General features: G+C 64.7%; 1 protein-coding gene. It reads right to left on the bottom strand.

Going from position 1 to position 1,183, the window contains the following annotated elements; translation table 11 throughout:
- Positions 1-79: 79 nt before the first annotated feature.
- Positions 80-1,162 (bottom strand): ABC transporter ATP-binding protein, encoded by a 1,083-nt coding sequence (locus EN750_RS35290; RefSeq protein ID WP_127399346.1) that lies wholly within the window; start codon positions 1,160-1,162, stop codon positions 80-82.
- Between the last annotated feature and the right edge of the window lie 21 nt (positions 1,163-1,183).

Below are 1,183 nucleotides of genomic sequence, written 5' to 3'. Positions count from 1 at the left end.
GCTCTAACTCTTTGTTTTGACGCAATTCCAGACGGAAAACCGCTTCACAGTTTCCTAGAATTGCTCCAGCATACGGTGTTCAGGCGAAGACATGCGCCTTTCCCGATACGGTCAGGCGGACGATCTCGCCGACCGCCGGGGCGTCCATGCCCGGTTTGCGCAGGACCAGCGGCGTGTTGCCGATCGCTGCCGCATCGGGCGGATCGGCATTGTTCAAGAGCCGCACCGCGACCGTGCACATCGAGCCGGCGAATTCCGATTCCGTCACTTCGCCGAACAGCATGTCCGAGGTGCCGGACATGCCCTCGCGCGACGTTCTCTTCAGCGCGATCTGCTCCGGGCGAAGCATGATGCGGGCGATATCGCGGCTGTCATTGGTGTCGACCGCGATGCGGCCGAGCGGCGAGTTGGCGAAGCCATTCGATATCTTGGCCGGCAGGATGATGGCGTCGCCCAGGAATTCGGCGATCATCCTGTCCTTCGGCTTGAGATAGAGCTCGCGCGGCGTGCCGACCTGCGAGAACTTGCCGTCGCGCATCACCGCGACCTGACTGGCGAAGGACAGCGCTTCGGCCTGGTCGTGCGTCACCAGGATGGTGGTGATGCCGGCAGCCTCAAGAAGCTCGGCCACCGCCTTGCGCATCGAGGCGCGCAGGCCGGTATCGAGCGCCGAGAACGGCTCGTCGAGAAGCATCAGCCTGGGCTTCATCGCCATGGCCCGGGCCAGCGCCACACGCTGCTGCTGGCCGCCGGAAAGCTCGTGCGGGCGGCGTTTGAGGATCGCCTTGTCGAGGCCGACGATATAGGCGAGCTCGACGATGCGCTCAGCGCGCTTGTCCTCGCCGCGGTCCATGCCGAAACCGATATTGTCGCCAATGGTCAGATGCGGAAACAGGGCACCATCCTGCGCCACCACGCCGATGCCTCGGCGATATGCCGGCACCGCAGCGCCGCCATTGGCCAATATGGCACCGTCGAGCGTGATGTGCCCCTGGTCCGGCGCCTCGAAGCCGGCAATCAGCCGCAGCAAGGTGGTCTTGCCGCAGCCGGAAGGACCGACAATCGCCGTGCGGCTGCCGCTGGCGACGTTCAGGTCGACGCCGGCAAGGGCCGTCACCGGGCCGTATTGCTTGTGCAGGCCGCTGATTTCGAGAAAGCTCATCGTCCGGCCATCCGTTTCGAC

This window comes from Mesorhizobium sp. M7A.F.Ca.ET.027.03.2.1 (assembly GCF_003999175.1).
GTDB lineage: Bacteria > Pseudomonadota > Alphaproteobacteria > Rhizobiales > Rhizobiaceae > Mesorhizobium.
Note: the sequence above shows the minus strand (reverse complement) of the source record. Positions and strands in the feature narration are given on the sequence as shown.

Bases quoted from the DNA above. Each gene is read 5' to 3' on its own strand.
- EN750_RS35290 (WP_127399346.1), bottom strand. From the start codon at position 1,162: ATGAGCTTTCTCGAAATCAGCGGCCTGCACAAGCAATACGGCCCGGTG.